The organism is Clostridiales bacterium FE2011, from assembly GCA_017569305.1.
In the GTDB taxonomy this organism is placed as follows: Bacteria; Bacillota; Clostridia; order Christensenellales; family Aristaeellaceae; genus Aristaeella.
The window spans coordinates 1771066-1787431 of sequence record CP069418.1 but is presented as its reverse complement, the minus strand read 5'-3'; the positions used below and the strand labels follow the sequence as shown (position 1 = coordinate 1787431).

The 16366-nt window shown below is 54.4% G+C and carries 12 protein-coding genes and 2 rRNA genes; 12 read left to right on the top strand and 2 right to left on the bottom strand.

Translation table 11 applies throughout. The features are described from left to right. Nucleotides 1-228: 228 nt before the first annotated feature. Nucleotides 229-3120 (bottom strand): 23S ribosomal RNA (locus tag JRC49_08145). Nucleotides 3121-3414: 294 nt separating this feature from the next. Beyond that, nucleotides 3415-4959 (bottom strand): 16S ribosomal RNA (locus tag JRC49_08140). Together the 16S and 23S rRNA genes form the textbook arrangement of a ribosomal RNA operon. A gap of 330 nt (nt 4960-5289) precedes the next feature. Here JRC49_08140 and rlmD point away from each other — a divergent pair. The 12 genes from rlmD (at nt 5290) to JRC49_08080 (ending at nt 16365) form a co-directional block, all read left to right on the top strand. Beyond that, on the top strand, nt 5290-6630 hold the full coding sequence (rlmD, locus tag JRC49_08135; GenBank protein ID QTE72747.1) for a 23S rRNA (uracil(1939)-C(5))-methyltransferase RlmD: 1341 nt from the start codon (nt 5290-5292) through the stop codon (nt 6628-6630). A 135-nt stretch (nt 6631-6765) separates the two neighbouring features. Further along, a complete protein-coding gene (locus JRC49_08130; GenBank protein ID QTE72746.1) occupies nt 6766-8430 on the top strand; it encodes a diphosphate--fructose-6-phosphate 1-phosphotransferase in 1665 nt (554 codons plus the stop codon). A 337-nt stretch (nt 8431-8767) separates the two neighbouring features. Further along, on the top strand, nt 8768-9172 hold the full coding sequence (locus JRC49_08125; protein QTE72745.1) for a hypothetical protein: 405 nt from the start codon (nt 8768-8770) through the stop codon (nt 9170-9172). A gap of 12 nt (nt 9173-9184) precedes the next feature. Next, nucleotides 9185-10312: an alkaline phosphatase family protein gene (locus JRC49_08120; protein ID QTE72744.1), complete on the top strand. Its 1128-nt coding sequence runs from the start codon at nt 9185-9187 to the stop codon at nt 10310-10312. A 151-nt stretch (nt 10313-10463) separates the two neighbouring features. Continuing rightward, complete coding sequence (locus JRC49_08115) at nt 10464-11366, top strand: alpha/beta hydrolase (GenBank protein QTE72743.1); 903 nt, start codon at nt 10464-10466, stop codon at nt 11364-11366. A gap of 107 nt (nt 11367-11473) precedes the next feature. After that, nucleotides 11474-12265, top strand: coding sequence for a phosphorylase (locus JRC49_08110; GenBank protein QTE72742.1), 792 nt, complete (start codon nt 11474-11476; stop codon nt 12263-12265). Nucleotides 12266-12282: 17 nt separating this feature from the next. Beyond that, the gene (locus tag JRC49_08105; GenBank protein QTE72741.1) at nt 12283-13164 is read left to right on the top strand and encodes a class I SAM-dependent methyltransferase; all 882 of its coding nucleotides are present in this window, start codon (nt 12283-12285) and stop codon (nt 13162-13164) included. A gap of 127 nt (nt 13165-13291) precedes the next feature. Continuing rightward, a complete protein-coding gene (locus JRC49_08100) occupies nt 13292-14371 on the top strand; it encodes a PTS sugar transporter subunit IIC (GenBank protein QTE72740.1) in 1080 nt (359 codons plus the stop codon). Between the two features lie 28 nt (nt 14372-14399). Continuing rightward, nucleotides 14400-14945: an NUDIX hydrolase gene (locus tag JRC49_08095; GenBank protein ID QTE72739.1), complete on the top strand. Its 546-nt coding sequence runs from the start codon at nt 14400-14402 to the stop codon at nt 14943-14945. Between the two features lie 30 nt (nt 14946-14975). Then, entirely contained in the window at nt 14976-15515 is a 540-nt protein-coding gene (locus tag JRC49_08090; protein QTE72738.1) for a DUF3267 domain-containing protein, read from the top strand. An 8-nt stretch (nt 15516-15523) separates the two neighbouring features. Next, a complete protein-coding gene (locus tag JRC49_08085; protein QTE72737.1) occupies nt 15524-16105 on the top strand; it encodes a histidine phosphatase family protein in 582 nt (193 codons plus the stop codon). Nucleotides 16106-16134: 29 nt separating this feature from the next. After that, a complete protein-coding gene (locus tag JRC49_08080; GenBank protein QTE72736.1) occupies nt 16135-16365 on the top strand; it encodes a tautomerase family protein in 231 nt (76 codons plus the stop codon). Nucleotide 16366: the final 1 nt, after the last annotated feature.

The window sequence follows — 16366 nt, the reverse complement described above, 5'->3', positions numbered from 1 at the left end:
TGGTGAGCTATTTAGGAAATCGCTTTTCATTCTGTCCCTTAGGTCTTCCTTACCAGCGATTTCATCGTCCCTTTATCGGAACGGTTTGGCCCCTTCCATCGTCCTTTTCTTCCTCTTCCGGGGCCCACGGACGCTTTACGCATCCTGACAACTGCACAGCTACAATATTCAGGAATTATCTGACCTGTTAGTTTTTCTGTTACCTTAATTGGTCTCTGGACCAATCATGAAATCAAGCCCTCGACCTATTAGTATCATCAAGCTCCATGCGTTACCGCACTTCCACCGATGACCTATCTACCTGGTAGTCCTCCAGGGGTCTTACTTGCTTGCGCAATGGGAGTCTTTATCTTGAGGTGGGCTTCACGCTTAGATGCCTTCAGCGTTTATCCCGTCCGCATTTCGCTTCCCTGCTATGCCGTTGGCACGACAACAGTTGCACCAGTGATGCGTCCATTCCGGTCCTCTCGTACTAGGAACAGCTCCTCTCATGACTCCTACGCCCACGATGGATAGGGACCGAACTGTCTCACGACGTTCTGAACCCAGCTCGCGTGCCGCTTTAATTGGCGAACAGCCAAACCCTTGGGACCTGCTTCAGCCCCAGGATGCGACGAGCCGACATCGAGGTGCCAAACCTCCCCGTCGATGTGGACTCTTGGGGGAGATCAGCCTGTTATCCCCGAGGTAGCTTTTATCCGTTAAGCGACGGCTTTTCCACTCAATACCGCCGGATCACTAAGCCCGACTTTCGTCTCTGCTCGAATTGTCACTCTCGCAGTCAGGCACCCTTCTGCCTTTGCACTCTTCGAATGATTTCCATCCATTCTGAGGGTACCTTTGGGCGCCTCCGTTACTCTTTCGGAGGCGACCGCCCCAGTCAAACTGTCCACCTGACACTGTCCATTACCCGGTTTACGGGTCCATGTTAGAATTCCAGTAACAGAAGAGTGGTATCCCAACAGCGACTCCGCTAAGACCGAAGTCCTAACATCCAAGTCTCCCACCTATCCTGTGCATCCGTTACCGAAATCCAATATCAGGCTACAGTAAAGCTCTACGGGGTCTTTCCGTCCAGTCGCGGGTAATGGGCATCTTCACCCATACTTCAATTTCACCGGGCCCCCTGTTGAGACAGCGCTCAAATCGTTACACCATTCGTGCGGGTCGGAACTTACCCGACAAGGAATTTCGCTACCTTAGGACCGTTATAGTTACGGCCGCCGTTTACTGGGGCTTCGGTTCGATGCTTCGATTGCTCTAACATGTTCCCTTAACCTTCCAGCACCGGGCAGGTGTCAGCACCTATACGTCAGCTCTCGCTTTCGCAGATACCTGTGTTTTTGCTAAACAGTCGCTTGAGCCTATTCTCTGCGGCCTCTCTCGAGGCACCCCTTATCCCGAAGTTACGGGGTCATTTTGCCGAGTTCCTTAACAAGGGTTCTCCCGTTCGTCTCAGGATTCTCTCCTCGCCCACCTGCGTCGGTTTCCGGTACGGGTACCTTCAGATATACTAGCAGCTTTTCTCGCCAGCGTGAACTCATCTGCTTCCCTACTTGATTTCGGTCCACATCACACCTCAGCTTAGAGGAACGCGTACTTCACTACGTTCCAACCTCAGTGCTTGTACGGAGTTGACCATCACCCCGCTCAGACTATCCTTCTGTGTCACTGCTTCATTCTTCGGTAGTGCAGGAATATACACCTGCTGTCCATCGCCTACGACTTCCGTCCTCGGCTTAGGCCCCGACTTACCCTGGGTGGATGAACCTTCCCCAGGAAACCTTGGGCTTTCGACGGCGAAGTTTCTCGCTTCGCTCTCGCTACTCATACCGGCATTCTCTCTTCTGTGCGGTCCACCGTGCCTCTCGATACGGCTTCAGCCCCCACAGAACGCTCCTCTACCACGCGCTTGCGCGCATCCATCGCTTCGGTGTCACGTTTTAGCCCCGGACATTTTCGGCGCACAACCACTCGACCAGTGAGCTATTACGCACTCTTTTTAAATGTGTGGCTGCTTCTGAGCCAACATCCTGGTTGTCTGTGCAATTCCACATCCTTCTCCACTTAACGTGTACTTTGGGACCTTAGCGGTTGATCTGGGGTGTTCCCCTTTGCCCGCGGAACTTATCTCTCGCGGACTGACTCCCATGGTTTGCATTGTATGGTATTCGCAGTTTGATAGAGTTTGGTAGGATTTGAGTCCCCGCGCCCATTCAGTGCTCTACCCCATCAATTATCCATGAGGCTAGCCCTAAAGCTATTTCGAGGAGAACCAGCTATCTCCGGGTTCGATTGGAATTTCTCCCCTATCCACAGCTCATCCCCGCCTTTTTCAACAGACGTCTGGTTCGGTCCTCCATGGGATTTTACTCCCACTTCAACCTGGCCATGGATAGGTCACCCGGTTTCGGGTCTACGTCATGCAACTATCGCCCTATTCAAACTCGCTTTCGCTTCGGCTCCGGACCTTCAGTCCTTAACCTCGCTGCATAACGTAACTCGCCGGTCCGTTCTACAAAAAGTACGAGATCGTACATAGCATGTACTTTCTCTGCTTGTAAACACAGGGTTTCAGGTTCTCTTTCACTCCCCTCCCGGGGTTCTTTTCACCTTTCCCTCACGGTACTATGCGCTATCGGTCACCATATCGTATTTAGGCTTGGATGGTGGTCCACCCTGCTTCCCGCCGGGTTTCACGTGCCCTGCGGTACTCTGGTATCAGTTAGCTGGTTGACTCTTTCGCTTACGGGGCTGTTACCCTCTTTGGCTGAGCTTTCCATCTCTCTTCGGCTAAAGTCTTCCATACACGTTACTGACCCACAACCCCGGGGAGCATGCCCCGGTTTGGCCTCTTTCCCGTTCGCTCGCCGCTACTTAGGAAATCTTTATTTAATTTCTCTTCCTGCGGGTACTTAGATGTTTCAGTTCCCCGCGTGCCCTCCTGTAAGACTATGGATTCATCTTACGGTGACAGGTTCTTCACCTGCCGGGTTTCCCCATTCGGATGTCTACGGATCGGTGCCTGCTTGCGGCTCCCCGTAGCTTATCGCAGCTTGCCACGTCCTTCGTCGGCGTATGGTGCCAGGGCATCCACCCTGTGCTCTTTGTAGCTTGATTTCTCGTCGTTCTTGATCCTGAGACCAATTTAGTAAAATTGTTTACCTTTAACTGGTCTTTCCTGAATCTTGTTTCTTTGCTGTGCAGTTGTCAAGGTGCGCGTGCTCAAGGCGAGCTCTGCGAGCCTTGAAGACGATACAGAGTTTTGCGCGCTGTAAGGAACAGCTCAATTCTTTTTCGAACGTTCGTTGACGTTCCGTTTTGCTTCTTTGAAGCTTTTTATGACGACCGGTTTTATCCGGTCGATCGACCTCGGTTTCGGCGTCCACCTTTCGGCTTCTGCTTTCTCCCTAGAAAGGAGGTGATCCAGCCGCACCTTCCGATACGGCTACCTTGTTACGACTTCACCCCAGTCATTGGTCTTGCCTTAGGCGGCTGGCTCCTTGCGGTTACCTCACCGACTTTGGGCACTCCCAACTCCCATGGTGTGACGGGCGGTGTGTACAAGGCCCGGGAACGTATTCACCGCGGCATGCTGATCCGCGATTACTAGCAACTCCGACTTCATGTGGGCGGGTTGCAGCCCACAATCCGAACTGGGACCACTTTTGTGAGATCCGCTCTCCCTTACGGGTTCGCCCTCTCTGTGGTGGCCATTGTAGCACGTGTGTAGCCCAGGTCATAAGGGGCATGATGATTTGACGTCGTCCCCACCTTCCTCCGAGTTGTCCCCGGCAGTCTCTTCAGAGTCCTCAGCTTTACCTGTTAGTAACTGAAAATAAGGGTTGCGCTCGTTGCGGGACTTAACCCAACATCTCACGACACGAGCTGACGACAACCATGCACCACCTGTCTCAGTATGAGCAAGCTCACGATGTATCTCTACAAGTTTTACTGGATGTCAAGACCTGGTAAGGTTCTTCGCGTTGCGTCGAATTAAACCACATGCTCCGCTGCTTGTGCGGGCCCCCGTCAATTCCTTTGAGTTTCAACCTTGCGGCCGTACTCCCCAGGCGGAATGCTTATTGTGTTAACTGCGGCACAGGAGGGGTCGATACCCCTACACCTAGCATTCATCGTTTACAGTGTGGACTACCAGGGTATCTAATCCTGTTTGCTCCCCACACTTTCGCGCCTCAGCGTCAGTTACAGTCCAGTAAGTCGCCTTCGCCACTGGTGTTCCTCCCAATCTCTACGCATTTCACCGCTACACTGGGAATTCCACTTACCTCTCCTGCACTCAAGCCCGACAGTATCCAAAGCAATTCCCACCTTAAAAGCAGGACTTTCACTCCAGACTTACCGGGCCGCCTACGCGCCCTTTACGCCCAATCATTCCGGACAACGCTCGCCCCCTACGTATTACCGCGGCTGCTGGCACGTAGTTAGCCGGGGCTTCCTCCTTGGCTACCGTCTCTTTCTCTTCACCAAGGACAGAGGTTTACGATCCGAAAACCTTCTTCCCTCACGCGGCGTTGCTGGGTCAGGGTTTCCCCCATTGCCCAATATTCCCCACTGCTGCCTCCCGTAGGAGTTTGGGCCGTGTCTCAGTCCCAATGTGGCCGATCACCCTCTCAGGTCGGCTACCGATCGTCGACTTGGTGGGCCGTTACCTCACCAACTATCTAATCGGACGCGAGCCCACCCCTTACCGGATTGCTCCTTTGACCCCTAAGTGATGTCACTCTGTGGTCTTATGCGGTATTAGTACAACTTTCGCTGTGTTATCCCCCTGTAAGGGACAGGTTGCTCACGCGTTACTCACCCGTCCGCCGCTAGAACATTACATCTTCAAATTCATCCGAAGACTTCATATCTGTCGCAATGTCCCCGCTCGACTTGCATGTGTTAGGCACGCCGCCAGCGTTCGTCCTGAGCCAGGATCAAACTCTTCCGTTTAATCCTTAAACATCTTTCGATGCTAAACTCTTTGGAATCTTCGCTGTCTTTTTCCTTATTGCGCGTTATTATCTCTGTATCGTTTTCAAGGTTCGCTTCGCTTCATTCCCTCGCTTTCGCTCGGGCGAGCTTGACTATCATACCAGAGGGTATACCCTTTGTCAAGCGATTTTCAAAAATTTTTTTAGGCCAAAAATCAAGATATTTCAAGGGGTTTCGGGCATTTCCATATCTTGTGGTGAACGTCCGGCAGCCCCTTCTATATTTGGTGGACAATTCAGGAGTGCCCTGTTAAAATAGGAAGAAACAGGATGAAAGGAACTGAACGGGATGAAAAAGAACGAGTGCTTCCCCATGACCGCAGACCGTCTCGGCGCGGATCTGGAGGGCATCTGTATTCATGAAGGCATGCCTGTATTCGTTCCCGGACTGCTGCCCGGCGAGAGCGCCGATATCAAAATCGTCAAGGCAGAAAAACGCTACGCCTTCGGCCGGATGGAATCCAGGCCGGATCCGGTCTCTCCCGACCGACGGGATCCGGGCTGTGCTTCCTATCCCCGGTGCGGCGGATGCACCGGCCGTCATATGAGTTATGAAGCCACCCTGGCCGCCAAGCGGCAGCAGGTGGAAGACTGTTTCCGGCGCATCGCCGGCATTGAAACAGAAGTCCTGCCGATCCTGGGAATGGATTCTCCCTGCGGCTACCGGAATAAAACCTCCCTGCCCGCCGGCGGAACGGCGGACAACCCTGTCCTCGGCTTTTACGCACCCCGGAGTCACGCAGTGATCCCTGCCGAAACCTGCCCCAACGCCATGCCGCCCGCCAACGAGCTGGCCGCCGCCTTCCTCAGCTGGATGAAAACCTTCCATGTGGAACCCTACCACGAGGAAACCCGGCGGGGACTGATCCGGCATCTGGTGATCCGGGTCAACCGGAAAGGGGAAAGCATGGTGACCGTCGTCGCCAACGGCGGAAGCCTGCCCCATCAGCAGGAACTGATCGACACGCTGGTACCGCTGGGAACCGTCAGCCTCTGGCTGAATGAGAACCGGACTGCCACCAACGTCATTCTGTCCGAGAAGTTTCATCATATATATGGAAGGGAAACCTTCACCGGCCGGCTCTTCGACCTGGAGTTCGAACTGTCCCCGGCTTCCTTCTTCCAGGTCAATCCGGTCCAGACGGAAAAACTGTACCAGACGGCGGTGGACTTTGCGGAACTGAAGCCCACCGACCTGCTTTGCGACGTCTACTGCGGAGCTGGCACCATCACCCTGACCATGGCCCGTCACTGCCGGGAAGCCGTCGGCATTGAAATCGTGGAACCCGCGGTGGAAAACGCGAAGCGGAATGCCGTGCTCAACGGTATCAGCAACGTCTCCTTCCGCGCCGGCAAGGCCGAGGAGCTGCTGCCCCGGATGGTGAACGACGGACTGCGCCCGGACGTCATCTGTGTGGATCCACCCCGCAAAGGCCTGGATCCCGCCGTGATCAGTGCCATGGCCCAGGCGGCACCGGAGCGGATTGTCTACGTATCCTGTAATCCGGCCACCCTCGCCCGTGACGCAGGCCTGCTGCGGGATGAAGGCTACCTGGTCCGCAAGGTCCAGCCTGTGGACATGTTCTGCTGGACTTCCGGCGTGGAGACGGTCTGCAGTTTCACAAAATAAAGCGCACAGAAACCATTCTTTCCACATATAATGAAAAAAAACAAACCCCTCTTGACGAAACGTGTTATAATCCTTTATTGGGAATGCGCCATAAGCATTTCATCCATTTAATATTATTGTTAAAGGAGAAGCAAAATGAATCTTTCACCCCTTCAGAAAGCAAGATATCAGTACAGCCCCAAGCTTCCCGGAATGCTTCGTGGCGGCATCTCTGAGATCAGCGTCAAGGTCGGCGCTCCTACCGAGAGCGTAGCGGACCAGGCCAAGATCAAGGCTCTTTTCCCCAACACCTACGGCAAGGAAGAGATCACCTTCATCAAGGGCAGCAACACCTCCGCGGCCAAGAAGCAGGTTGTGGGTGTGATCCTTTCCGGCGGCCAGGCCCCCGGCGGACACAACGTCATCTGCGGTCTGTATGACGCGATCAAAGCCACCGACAAGAACAACGTGCTCCTCGGCTTCAAGGGCGGTCCTTCCGGCCTGATCGATGACGATTACATCGAGTTCACCGACGAGTACATCAATGCCTACCGCAACACCGGCGGTTTCGACATCATCGGTTCCGGCCGTACCAAGCTGGAAACGGAAGAGCAGTTCAAGGTTGTGACCGAAGTGGCCAAAAAGCACGGCCTGACCGCTATCGTGATCATCGGCGGCGACGACTCCAACACCAACGCTGCTGTGCTGGCTGAGTACATGGCTGCCCACAACACCGGCGTCCAGGTCATCGGCTGCCCCAAGACCATCGACGGCGACCTGAAGAACGAAGATATCGAAGCTTCCTTCGGTTTCGACACCGCTACCAAGACCTATTCTGAGCTGATCGGCAACATCGAAAGAGACGCCAACTCCGCCAAGAAATACTGGCACTTCATCAAGGTCATGGGCCGCTCCGCTTCCCATGTTGCCCTGGAGTGCGCGCTGGAAACCCAGCCCAACATCTGCCTGATCGGTGAAGAAGTCGCCGCGAAGAAGATGTCCCTGGCCGCCATCGCCAACTACATCGCTGATTCCGTCGAAAAGCGCGGCAATAACGGTGAAAACTTCGGCGTGGCCATCATCCCCGAAGGTATCGTGGAATTCGTTCCCGAGTTCTCCAAGCTGATCGCTGAAATCAACGAACTGCTGGCCGGCAGCAAGACCGAAGAGTTCAACGCGCTTCCCGACTGGGACGCCAAGTACGCCTTCATCAAGAAGGGTCTGTCCGCTGAATCCTTCGCCGTGTTCAAAATCCTGCCCCAGTTCGTGCAGCAGCAGCTGTTCCTCGAAAGAGACCCCCACGGCAACGTGCAGGTTTCCCTGATCGAGTCCGAAAAGCTCTTCTCCGAAATGGTGAAGAACGAGCTGGCCAAGAGAAAGGCCGCCGGCACCTACAAGGGCAAGTTCGGCGCGCAGCATCACTTCTTCGGTTACGAAGGAAGATGCGCTTTCCCCTCCAACTTCGACGCAGACTACTGCTACTCCCTGGGCTACAACGCCTTCATGCTGATCCAGTACGGCTACACCGGATACCTGTCCAAGGTTTCCAACATCTCCAAGCCTGCTGAAGAGTGGGTGGCCGGCGGTATGCCCATCACCAAGATGATGAACATGGAGAGAAGAAACGGCGAGGACAAGCCCGTTATCCGCAAGGCCCTGGTTGAGCTGGACGGCGCTCCCTTCAAGTTCTTTGCCGCGCACAGGGATGAGTGGGCTGTGAAAACCTCCTTCACCTATCCCGGCGCGATCCAGTACTTCGGACCCACTGAAGTCTGCGACCTCACCACCAGAACCCTTGCCCTGGAAAAGGGTCAGGCCTGATTGATCTGACAGACACTGCCCGGCGGCTTTTACAGCCTGCCGGGCTTTTTGTATGCTTTTATCTTTAATAATTTAAAGCTTTAGTTGACAGACGTGCTGCGCCGTCATATAATCTCCACAATATCAACCGAAAGGAGCCTGCACATGAGCCGGAATACCGCCGGATATTCTTATACGCTGCATCATACTGATCATGCGGATTATCTGTATGATGATTTTTTCGTATATTCATATCCGGCAGGAAGAGCATAGCAGGCTTCAGGAACATTTCCGTATAAACTGACCGCTTATCTTTGCCGGATAAGCGGTTTTTTATATGATAAGGAGGATGACCGTCATGAGGTATTACCGGGTGCACACTGCGGATCAGGCCTGGCTGACAAAGCAGCCGAGGGGAATTTTCACCACTGTAGGCAAACTGGTGGATGCGGGTGTATTATCAGAAGCAGAAACGGAGGAATACTGGAATAACCGCCGGTATTTTGAGGACGTCCTGCCCGTTCCGCCCTTCTATGATCAGGGCAACCCGGACGGAGCCATCACCTGGTTTAAAGATACGCCGGATGGCAACCGGATCTGGGAAGAAATGACCTTCTACCGGAACATGGCTGTCAAATACGGGGTTCAGCTTTATCTTTCGGAATGCACCGATATTCCGGGAGAAATCATTTATGAGGATACTTTCCAGATCGCGGTCAAAAACCCGCGGAACGACATACCGATACAGACACGAAAGATATAAGGGGATAAAGTTATGAAAAAACTGATCTGGCCAGACTACAAGAACTGTACCGCCAACCTACCCAATTCCATCCTGAAGAAGTTCGGCGCCCCCACCGCGGGGGATACGCTTCCCCTGCTGGACAAATACCTGGACAGGGATTACCGGAACATCGTCGTCCTGCTGCTGGACGGCATGGGAAAACATATCCTGGAACATCACCTGAAAGCAGACGGCCCCTTCAGGTCCCACCTGGCGGGCATCTATCAGTCCGTCTTCCTGTCCACTACGGTTGCGGCCACCACCTCTGTCCAGTCCGGACTGCAGCCCTGTGAGCACTGCTGGCTCGGCTGGGACTGCTACTATCCCCAGATTGACCAGAACGTGACGGTCTTTTTCAGCCTGATTCAGGGAACAGACAAACCGGCGGCTGACTTCAATGTTCCCCTGACCTTCACACCCTATGAGAACGTCCTGGACAAGCTGAACAACGCCGGAACCAAAGCGTACCGGCTGACGCCCTATGACGATCCCGCGCCCGGAAACATTGAGGAGTTCTGCCGCCGGATTAAAGCCCTCTGCGATGAACCGGACCGGAAATACGTCTTTGCCTACTGGGACGAGCCGGACGGACTGCTGCATGACAACGGCTGCAAGTCTGCCCCGGTACATGAAGCCCTGGTCAGCATGGAGAATGCCGTGCAGGAGCTCGCCGGTGAACTGGAGGATACCCTGATCATCGTCACGGCGGATCACGGGCATATTGATACGGATCTGGCCGCCCTGCCGGACTATCCCGAACTGATGGACTGCCTGGTCCGCACCCCCTCCCTGGAGCCCCGGGTGATCAATTTCTTTGTCAAAGAAGAAAAGAAGGCCTTTTTTGAAAAGGAGTTCAACCGGCTGTTCGGGGAAAAGTTCCTGCTGCTGACAAAGGAGGAAGTGATTGAGCGGCAGCTGTTCGGCACCGCGGCACCCCGGGAACTGTTTAAAGACATGCTGGGCAATTATATAGCCATTGCCACGGATACCCTGTCCATCTGCATCAAGGATCAGACCCCGAGACCGAACTGGAAATCCATGCACGGCAGCGTCACGGAAGACGAGGTGCTTGTGCCGCTGATCCTCTTTGACTGTAATGGGAATAAAAGGAATTCTTAATGTGATTTTTCATTAGCCGCAGCTTCCTTTGGAATTGCGTTGGAATCTCATTAAATCCATTGACTCGGCCGGCCGCGGATCACTAGAATGGGGATCCCGGCCGGTCTTTCTGCTCTGTACCGAAACCGGAGAATAACAGGAGTTTCAGCAGATGAAAAGAAGAAAAAAATGGATTGTGATTCTCATCGCAGTGATCGGCCTGATTGATATCCTCGGGCTGAATTACCTGTCGGTGATCAATACAGCGAAAGCACGGTTTGCCGTCTATCAGGAAAAAGCAAAGACCTTTCAGTCCACCCAGGGAAAAATCAGCTATATCGATGAAGGCACCGGCGCGCCGGTCCTGGTCTGCCACGGCATCTGCGGCGGATATGACCAGGGTTTTGACGTGCTGAAGGACAAAACGGATTCCTGCAGGGTCATCGCGCCCTCCCGGTTCGGCTATCCGGGAAGCGATCTCCCGGAAAACGCCTCTGTCGACCTGCAGGTGGAAGCCTATGTGGAGCTGCTGGACGCGCTCGGGATCGAAAAAGCCTACATGCTCGGAACCAGCGCCGGCGGCACCGTCGCCATCCGGATGGCCCTTGCCCATCCTGAGCGGTGCAAAGGTCTGATCCTCTACTGTTCCGGTTATCCCAATGAAGAGGCTTCTGAAAAGAAGTCCGGCATCAGCGGCCCGCCGGCCATCGTATGCAACGATTTCTGCATGTGGCTGTTCAGTCCGCTGTTTGAGCCGCTGATGGGAATGGACGGGGATACCGTCCGGACGATCCTGCCCATCGCAGACCGGAAAGAGGGAATCCTGTTCGATTCCCGTGTTGTCAACGGCGCAAAAGCCGGGCACTTTGAGGATTATAACCTGGAAAAAGCCCGGGTTCCTGTGCTGATCATCCATGCAAAGGATGACAAACTGGCTTCCTTTGAGGCCGCGGAGCAGTGGAGCCGCCGCATTCCGGACTGCACCTTCCTCCCGATTCCTGACGGCGGGCATACCATGCGGGGATATGCCGCGGAAATCAGCAAGGCCCTGGATCAGTTCATCATGGCCGAGTAAACACCCGGCCTTTTGCATAAATCTTCTCCCCGTAATTGACATATCCATGAACAACTTTTATACTTTCTCTCAATATCCACACATCTGAAACAAAGGCGGACACAGTGATGAAAGAGAAAATGACCCGGATCCTGGACCATATGCACCGCTATAACTCCGATCAGATGGCAATGCTTGCCTTTGGCCTGGACAGCAGTGTCGAATATGACGCGCTGGTGGTCGCGCCCAGTTTCACGCCCTGGAAACTGAAGATGGACGAGTACTGCACCGTGACCACCCTGAAGGAAGGTTCCTATATTGCCGGATACCTGGTGGAAAAGGACGGCCTGAAAATCGCCTGGATCAAAATCGCCTCCTCCGATTCCAACCTGATTGACCACATTGCGGTCTGCGCGGAGCTGAAGTTCCGGAAGATGATCTTCATCGGCGCGGTGGGCGCGCTGAAGGCCCACATCGAGGTGGGAGATGTGTGCACGCCCTCCTTCTCGATTGCCGGAGGTAACGCGCACACCTACCTGAAGGAATCCCTCCGGGATTATGTGCCTTTTGAGCGGGTGGAACCGGATATGCAGTTTATTGACCGGGTGATCGAAGAAGGCCGGACGAAGGGATATGAAATCAAAAAGGCCTCCGTATTCTGCACCGCTTCCATCGCGCTGGAATACTATCACCTGGATGAGATCCGCGCCTTTGATACGGACCTGATTGAGATGGAAACCGCCTCCTTCTACCTGATGGCCGACCTGCTGGAGATTGACAGCGTGGCGCTGCTGGTTGTATCCGACAACTCCGCCACCGGCGCCGCCCTGGTAGGCCGCACGGAGGAAGAGCAGCGCAGATATGATATCGGCCGCCTGAAAATCCTGCCGGATATGATCCTGGCAGCAGCAAAAATGTAAGAAAGGAAAAAGTATCGATGTTCAAAGAAATCGTCCCGCTTCTGTCCTGCCCCTGCTGCAAAAAGAATTTCACCTGTTTCCCCTCGGAGATGGAAAATGAGGAGATCACCGAAGGCTGGATTGAATGTGAATCAGGCCACCGGTATCCCATCCACAAGGGCGTCCTCAACATGGGTTCCGCCGAGCAGGAGGACGGCAATACCTGGAGCGACTACTACCAGGAGATGAGCTATGAAGAACTGGACCGGGCGCTGGAGGAAAAGAAAACGGAAAACCAGCGGAACATCCTGCATAAATTCCTGAAAGACACCGCTGCGGAAACAGCAAAGCTGAAGCAGGGTTTCCTTCTGGATATCGCCTCCGGCCGGGGGATGCTGCTTTCAAGGATGATTGAAAACGCCGGCAGCGATGTGCATATCATTTCAGCGGACCTCAGCTTTACAGTACTGATGTATGACCGGCTGAAATTCGCGGAAAAAGCCCGGCACCTGAAGGTCAGCTATATCGCCTGCGACGCCACAAACCTTCCCTTCAAACCGGACAGCCTGGACATGGCATGCTCTTTCAGCGGTTTCCTGAACATGGGTTCCCTGTTTGAATCCGGGATCGCTGAAGCCGCCCGCATCCTGAAAAAAGGTGCGGCCCTGGTTCATGCCACCGCCTATATGAACCCGGAAACCCCTGGTTTCCGGGAAATTGAAAAAATACTGGAAACGATGAATCAAAAAGCCTTCGCCCGGAACCTGGTGCAGGAAGACGTCCTGGCGCTGCATCGCAAGTACTTCTCAACCGCTTCCGACACTTTCAGCTATGAAGGCATCGCGGAAGGCGAGGAAGCGGACCTGATCCCCTATCACGGGGACTGGTTTGCCAATGCCGTCATTACCGCGGTGAAATAAAACACGGCATTTCCTGTGTATTTATAGTAACAACCGGATAAATACTCTGGATATTATGAGGGAAGATCATTATAATCTTCCCTTGTAATATTGTTTACGGCACGCATCGTGCCACGGAGGAAGAAGAATGAAAGCCTTTCTGAAGAGGAAAAACATCGTCATCTCACTGAAGCGCTACGGCATTGACGCCCTGGGCGCCATGGCACAGGGTCTGTTCTGCTCCCTGCTGATCGGTACGATCATTAATACTTTTGCCCAGCAGCTGCATATTGATTTCCTGAATCAGCCTGTAGCGACGATCGGTATAAAAACCTACACGATTGCCAGCCTGCCCCAGGCCATGAGCGGAGCCGCTATGGCCATCGCCATCGGCTACGCGCTGCAGTGCCCTCCGCTGGTGCTTTTCTCCATGACAACCGTCGGTTTTGCAGCTGACACGCTTGGCGGCGCCGGCGGACCGCTGGCTGTCCTCTTTATCGCCATCATCGCCGCTGAATTCGGCAAGGCCGTCTCCAAGGAAACCAAAATCGATATCCTGGTGACTCCCCTTGTGACCATTGCTGTCGGCGTGCTCCTGTCCTGGCTGATTGCGCCTGCCCTCGGTCAAGCTGCCATGTCCATCGGCAACGTTATTAAGTGGGCGACCGAACTGCAGCCCTTCCTGATGGGTATCCTGGTTTCCGTAATCGTGGGCGTCGCCCTGACGCTTCCCATTTCTTCCGCGGCCATCTGCGCGGCGCTGCTGCTGACCGGTCTGGCCGGCGGCGCGGCGGTTGCCGGCTGCTGCGCGCAGATGATCGGCTTCGCGGTCATCTCCTTTAAAGAAAACAAAGTCGGCGGCCTGGTTTCCCAGGGTCTCGGCACCTCCATGCTCCAGATGGGCAACATCGTGAAGAATCCCCGGATCTGGATCGCGCCTACCCTGGCCTCCGCCATCACCGGTCCCATCGCCACCTGCGTCTTCCGGATGGAAATGAACGGCGCTCCCATCTCTTCCGGCATGGGCACCTGCGGCCTGGTGGGTCCCCTGGGCGTCTATACCGGCTGGCTCAATGATATTGCCGCCGGCACAAAGGAAGCCATCACCGGAATGGACTGGCTCGGCCTGGTCCTCATCTGCCTGGTGCTTCCCGCTGTACTCTCCCTGATCATTCACTTCTTTGTCCGGAAAGCCGGCTGGGTCAAGGACGGGGACCTGAAGATCTGATTATCCTGAAACTGAAACGGAGAAACCTATGGATCAGAATACACTCCCGGAACGGCTGGAACGGAATGTCATTTACGAAAGCGACTACGTCTGCCTTTATGCGGATAAGGTGAGGCTGCCCAGCGGGTATATTATCGAAAAATACCACCAGGTCCATTATCCCAAAGAGGCTGTCAGCATCGTGATCTTCAATGAGAAAGATGAGATCCTGATGATCCGGGAAAAAAGATATACTGTCGGCCGGCTGGAATGGGAAATCCCCGCCGGAAAGATCGAAGACGGTGAAAGCAAGGAAGACGCGGCCCGCCGGGAAGCCATGGAAGAAACCGGCTGTACCCTGAAGGACCTGACCTTCCTCTGCTCCCAGAATCCGGCCAACGGCATGTCAGACTGCCTCTGCCATGTGTTTGCCGCCCGGGTGGATACGGAAGGCAGCATCCGGGATACGGATGAGGTCGCCTCAAAGGTCTGGATGCCTGTGGAACAGGTACGGGAAATGCTGCGGAAAAACGAAACCCATTGCGGCGTTTCCATGCTGGCTATCCTGTTCGCTCTCGAGTTTTACCGGAGCTGACTGATTTTCCCTGAAAAGGAGGTTTGCCATATGATATACTGGGTTAAGACTCCGCCCCAGGCTGACATTGATTACAATGAGTACCGGCCTTTCATCCGGAACGACTGGTTCAGGAAACACTATATGTTTTTCGCCTACGGACTGATGGCCCTGCTGACTGTTCTGTTTTTCGTCACCGGCGGAATGAAAGGGGTTCCCTATTTGCTCCGGATTCCGGTTTTTGTGCTGGTTTTCCTGGTGCATGAACTGCTGCACATCCTGGTGATTTACCGGATCGGGGATATTTACCTGAGCCATTCCGGACTCTTCTTCTGGATGAATACCAATGCGAAAATGTCCAAAGGCCGGTTCTGGCTTTATATGACCCTGCCCCTCCTTATGCTGACCGTCGTTCCGGCAGCTCTCCTGCTGCTGAACACAGGAACCTGCCGGCCCTGGCTCCTGTATATTGCCTGGAGCAACGCGATTATCGCGTCCTCCGATATCATCAATTCTCCGCTGATCCTGCTCAAACCGAATGATTCCGTGTTTTGCAGGGGATACTACAAAACCGGTATGAAACGGAGCTGATCCGCATTATGAATTCCGAAACCCGCACCACCGTCATCTTCGTCCGCCATGCCCAATCCGTGTACGGCAGCGACGACCGGAACCGGCCCCTTTCAGACGCGGGTCTGGAAGACCGGAAGATCGTGGCAGAAACCCTCCGCGACCGGAAAATCGACGCCTTCCTGAGCAGTCCCTATAAGCGAAGCATGGATACCATCCGTCCCACGGCGGAACTGCGGCACATGGATATCCGGACGGACGAACGGTTCCGGGAACGGGAATGCGGAGACTTCAGCTCCGACTCCCTGGCCAGACGGTGGGCGGATTTCTCCTGGGCGGAAGCAAACGGCGAGTGTCTCGGTTCCGTACAGGAACGGAATATGGAAGCCCTGCGGGACGTGCTTCGGGAATATGCCGGACAAACTGTCGTCATCGGTACCCACGGAACAGCCCTCAGCACCATCCTGAATTACTATAACCGCAGCTTCGGCCTGCAGGATTTCCTCCGGATTGTCAGCTGGATGCCGTATATCACGGAACTGACTTTCGAAGGGGAAAAACTGCTCGGCATCAAAGAGCTGAACCATGTGGAAAAGACTATCCCGCAATAAAACCATCCATTCAAAGGAGGAAGCTGCCCATGCCCCATGTTGAAATCAACTGCTATCCCGGAAGAACAGAGGAAGTCAAGCAGAAGTGCGCGGAAAAGATCGCGGAAGACGTCGCGGCCGCCCTGGGATGTAACCTTTCCAGCGTTTCCGTAACCATCCGTGAAGTGCCCCAGGAAGACTGGAAAGCCCAGGTCTGGGACCAGAAAATCACGACCGCCGGCCAGGAACTGTATGTGAAGCCGGGCTATACCTGCGACTGAC